Raw genomic sequence first — 4,741 nt, forward strand, 5'->3', positions numbered from 1 at the left:
CCAAATCCGACCAGCCCACGTCATTGCTTGGTCAACTTGGCGACGCGCCCACCAAGCCGCAGCTCGACAAGCGCATCTCAAATCCAAAGAGCAACTGTAATGCTAGGCAGGCAAGCCCAACAACCGGCGCATGCGCCCAACTGCCTCTGCCAACTATACGAATTCGTATAGCCTGGGACAGTTGCCAGTGATTTGGGTCGCCTAGTGGAGTCGGAGCAACTCCGGACTCCTCATGCGCAATTCCAGAACTCTCTTTCGCATCTTTGCCCTTGCCGCGGCCATTCTCGTTGGTCCGCCGGCAGGCTATGCCGGCTATCTTCTGGCCACCGGCAATGTTCATACCGTTGAGCCTGAGATTCTTTATCGATCGGGCCAACTCGACGACGACGATCTCGAGGCCCTGATTCGGCAAAAGGGCATCCGGTCGATTCTCAATCTGCGGGGCGTCCATCCGGCGGAAGCATGGTCGCGCGAGGAAACGCTGGTGGCCGCGGAATACGGCATCGACTATTATGCGGTTCCGATCTCCGCGCGGAGCGTTCCGGACATGGCAACAATGACGAGGATCGCCCGGATCATGAAGGATGCGCCCAAGCCGATTCTGGTCCATTGCCAGGGCGGCGCCGATCGCAGTGGCCTGGCATCGGCCATTTTCGAGTACGCGGTGGTCGGCGATACGGCCACGGAGGCTGCGGATCAGCTCTCCTGGCGATACGGTCACTTCCCATGGTTCGGAAGCCGGACCGCCGCCATGGACGACGCCTTCGCGCTGTTCGCAGCCAAATGGTCCTCCTCCGAACAGTCCGCAAAGGCGGGTCAGAAGGCGCCGCCATGAAAATTCTTTTGATCGAAGACGACCAATCCACGGCCGATTATGTCGCCGGCGGACTCGGTGAGGACGGTCATGATCTCGACCATGCCACTAGCGGGCCGACAGGACTGGAACTGGCTTGCACGCGCGAATACGATGTGATGGTCATCGACCGTATGCTACCGGGCCTGGATGGACTGTCGATCGTCAGGGCGCTGCGTTCCTCGGGCAAGGACACGCCAGTCATATTCCTGACCGCGGTCAGTGGCGTGGATGATCGCGTCGAGGGTCTGGAAGCAGGCGGAGACGACTATCTCTTGAAACCCTTCGCCTTTTCCGAGCTGATGGCGCGTATCCATGCACTGGGACGACGGGCACCCAGCCGTAAGGAAGAGGCTGTGCTGAAGGTCGGCGAATTGGAGATGAACCTGATCGCCCGGACGGTCAAACGGGCCGGGGCGGCGATCGAATTGCAACCGCGCGAGTTTCGTCTGCTCGAATACATGTTGCGCAATCGCGGCCGTGTTCTCACCCGCACCATGCTGCTCGAACGGGTGTGGGATTTCCACTTCGACCCCAAGACCAACGTCGTCGAAACCCATGTCAGCCGGCTTCGCGCCAAGGTCGACCGCCCGTTCGCGACTGAAATGATCCGAACCATTCGCGGATCAGGTTACGTCTTGAATGCCGCTTCCTGAGCAGTTCCGCACCACGTCGTTCCGGCTGGCGATCGGCTACGCGATTCTGTTCGTCGCATCCGTGCTCGTCATAATGGGAACCACCTACGTCGCCGCGACCTCGGAGATGCAGGGGATCGTGCGATCCTCGATCAACGACGACATGGCGGCGTTTCGCATGGCGCTAGCTCGCAATGGCCCGGACGGGCTGCGGTCCGAGGTCATCGAGCGATCGGAAAGCGCGGCCGACGACCGCTTCTTTTTGCTGCTCGGTCCCGATGGCGAAGTCCTCGCGGGCAATATCGCCGCAAGTCTGTGGACCCGGGGATGGGCGGACCGCAAACTCGCCGATGGCGACGTTACGGCGAATGCCAATCTCAAGCTCGCCGCGGCCCAAAATGCCGACGGCGAAGTTCGGCTGTTCAGCTCCGGGGAAGTCCTCGGACCCTACAGGGTGCTCGCCGGCCGCAATTCCCATCTGATCGACGAGACTCAGGAAATCATCCTCGCGGCGCTGCTTTGGGGATGCCTCGCCACCACTTTGCTGGCGCTGATCGGCGGCTACATCGTCAGCATCGGGCCCTCGCGCCGTGTCGATGAGATAGCGGCGACGACGCGCCAGATCGTCTCCGGCCGTCTCGACCTCCGTTTGCCGGTTTCGCCAAGGCGGGACGAACTCGACCGTTTGGCCACCGACATCAACGGCATGCTCGCGCGGATCGAGGTATTGATGCAAAGCCTCAAGCAGGTGTCCACTGATATCGCCCACGACCTGCGAACGCCGCTGGCACGACTGCGTCAGCGTCTGGAAACGGCGCGACGGAAGCCGCGGGGCGCGTCGGAGTATGAGCGGGCGATCGACGGCGCGGTCGAGGAGACCGATGCGATCATCGATACCTTCAACGCGTTGCTGCGGATTTCGCAGATCGAAGCCGGAGCGAGGCGGGCGAAATTCGGCTTGGTGGATTTGTCCGGTCTCGGCGAGAAACTCGCCGACGTCTACACGGAGGTCGCTGTCGATGCCGGGCATCGGCTGTCAACCGACATAGCCCCGGGCGTTTCCGTTGAGGGCGATACCGATCTTCTGACTCAGCTGATCGCCAATCTCGTCGATAACGCTATCAACCACATACCCTCGCCGGGACGGATCACACTGGCCCTGCGACAGACACCCGCCGGTTCGGTCTTGGAGATCGGCGATGACGGGCCAGGCATTCCGGAAGCCGAACGCGACAAGATCTTCCGGCGTCTCTATCGGCTCGACCGTAGCCGCACGACACCGGGCAGCGGCCTCGGCTTGGCCTTGGTCGCGGCAATCGCCGAGCTCCACGGCGCGACGGTGGAGGCCCTGGACAATCGGCCCGGCCTGTTGATGCGAGTTGGTTTCCCGCTCCCCCCGGAACCGACCGTGTTCGCCGCCACCTAAGATTGCGAAAAAGTATAGCCGGAGAAAAGCGCTCTCCAGCCTGACCTCCTAAGACTGGTGTCGGGCGGGAAGGCTCTCGAGAGGGGCCGGCAACGTCTGCCGTATGACGCTTTCCAGTATGTCGGTCCCGCCCATCGAGACACGAGTGGTTGCCGCATTCCGGATCGCCTGCGCGCTCTCCCCAATCCGTCAGCGCGACGCTGAAAGCCTCGCGTGAGTCCACGCGCCATTCGGCGCCGCATGCTTAAAGGAGACAGACCGTTGGAAACCCAAAGAAGCCTCACGCGGGAAATGCTGAACAAGGTGCCAGCGGTTACGCTCGCATTCTGGGTGATCAAGATCATGGCGACGACCGTCGGCGAAACCGCCGCCGACTTCCTCATCTTCAATATCGGCCTCGGCCTTGTCATGACGTCCCTGATCATGGGCGCGCTTTTGTTGATCGCCCTTTTCTGCCAACTCAGGCTGCGGGAATACGTACCGACAAGCTACTGGCTCGTCGTCGTCCTGGTGAGCATTGTCGGAACCCTGGTCTCGGACTATCTCGTCGATGATCTCGGCATCACTCTCGCGACCACCACGATACTCTTCGGAACGGGTCTGGCACTGGTTTTTGCCGCCTGGTATGCGAGCGAGAGGACGCTTTCCATCCACTCGATCTTCACGACGAAGCGCGAGTTGTTCTATTGGGCGGCGATCCTCTTCACCTTCGCTCTCGGTACGTCGGCGGGGGATCTCGTCGCGGAAAGCGTTGGCTTGGGTTACGGCACGTCCGCGGTGATCTTCGGTGCTCTGATCGCCGTCGTCTATCTCGGTCACCGTCTGGGCGTGGGCGCGGTGCTCGCCTTCTGGGTCGCCTACATCCTGACGCGGCCGTTCGGAGCCTCCATGGGCGATCTTCTGTCACAACCGGTGGGCAATGGCGGGTTCGGCCTTGGGACGACCGGAACCAGCGTTCTGTTCCTGGTCACGATCGCCGGGCTGGTCACCTACCTCACCATCACGCGCGCCGACCGGATCAAGACGTCGCAGGTCGTGGAAGTAGACGCCTAAATCGCGACGCCGCATAGCGGATCGTCTCTGCGGGAGACGGCAAATACCGCCACCCGATCCGAGCCAATCGGGTGGCGATGCGCTGCCGAGAATATGCTCCGCGGTGCCACGCCCGCTTCTCTTGGTCGTAGTTGGCAAACATTCGGGCGAGGAACGCTTGTCGGGACGGCTGATCTTCCGCATCGCGTCATTACAAAACCACAACCAACCGGCCCGCGCCCCGTAATATTCGGGTCTTATCTTCTTCCTTAGAGCGGATCATCGCTCCGACCGGAGGACATCATGAACACGTTCAAATCCGTAGCTCTATCTCTCATCGCAGCGAGTGCCATCGCGGCACCTCTCGCCCTCGCGACGCCTTCGATGGCGAACGACCAAAGCGTCTTGACCCCGGCCCACCATCGTGTCGGCCAACAACAGGTCGCCGAGCGTTCGACGGCGCGATTCAGCCTGGCCGATCGCACCGACGGGGCGGCGTCGGCGCCGCGTCAGTGCGAGAATGTCGAGGCGCACTATGCGGCAGCGAACAAGGCCAATCCGGGCCTGGTGCCCGGGGATGCGTCGAGCTGGGAACAGTGGGCTTCCGACCAGCGACAGGCGATCGCTTCAAGCCCGGTCTGCTCATGACATCAACAGAAGCGGGCCGGCATCGTGCCGGCCTGCTTCGTTTAGAGCGTCAGGCGATTAATCTGCAACATAGCCAGCGGCCTTGAGGTAGTTCCAACATTCTTCGGGCTCGAACAGGTCGCAGATGTTGCCGACTGCACGCCAGAG

At 61.8% G+C, this 4,741-nt stretch carries 5 protein-coding genes; all 5 read left to right on the top strand.

Going from position 1 to position 4,741, the window contains the following annotated elements; all coding sequences use genetic code 11:
* The first annotated feature begins 232 nt into the window (after window positions 1-232).
* The 5 genes from VSX60_RS21915 to VSX60_RS21935 all read left to right on the top strand — a co-directional run bounded on the left by VSX60_RS21915 (window position 233) and on the right by VSX60_RS21935 (window position 4,594).
* Window positions 233-835 carry a tyrosine-protein phosphatase gene (locus tag VSX60_RS21915; RefSeq protein ID WP_327626363.1) on the top strand — a complete coding sequence of 201 codons (603 nt, stop codon included), beginning with the start codon at window positions 233-235 and terminating at the stop codon, window positions 833-835.
* Window positions 832-1,509, top strand: coding sequence for a response regulator transcription factor (locus VSX60_RS21920; protein ID WP_327626364.1), 678 nt, complete (start codon window positions 832-834; stop codon window positions 1,507-1,509). Before VSX60_RS21915 ends, VSX60_RS21920 begins: the two co-directional genes overlap by 4 nt.
* Window positions 1,496-2,914, top strand: coding sequence for a sensor histidine kinase (locus tag VSX60_RS21925; RefSeq protein WP_327626365.1), 1,419 nt, complete (start codon window positions 1,496-1,498; stop codon window positions 2,912-2,914). The genes VSX60_RS21920 and VSX60_RS21925 overlap by 14 nt, the downstream gene beginning before the upstream one ends.
* Window positions 2,915-3,175: 261 nt before the next feature.
* A complete protein-coding gene (locus tag VSX60_RS21930; RefSeq protein WP_442873138.1) occupies window positions 3,176-3,967 on the top strand; it encodes a COG4705 family protein in 792 nt (263 codons plus the stop codon).
* 282 nt (window positions 3,968-4,249) lie between these two features.
* Window positions 4,250-4,594: a hypothetical protein gene (locus VSX60_RS21935; RefSeq protein ID WP_327626366.1), complete on the top strand. Its 345-nt coding sequence runs from the start codon at window positions 4,250-4,252 to the stop codon at window positions 4,592-4,594.
* Window positions 4,595-4,741 lie beyond the last annotated feature (147 nt).

It is taken from the genome of Aurantimonas sp. A3-2-R12 (assembly GCF_036016755.1).
Taxonomy (GTDB): Bacteria; Pseudomonadota; Alphaproteobacteria; order Rhizobiales; family Rhizobiaceae; genus Aurantimonas; species Aurantimonas coralicida_A.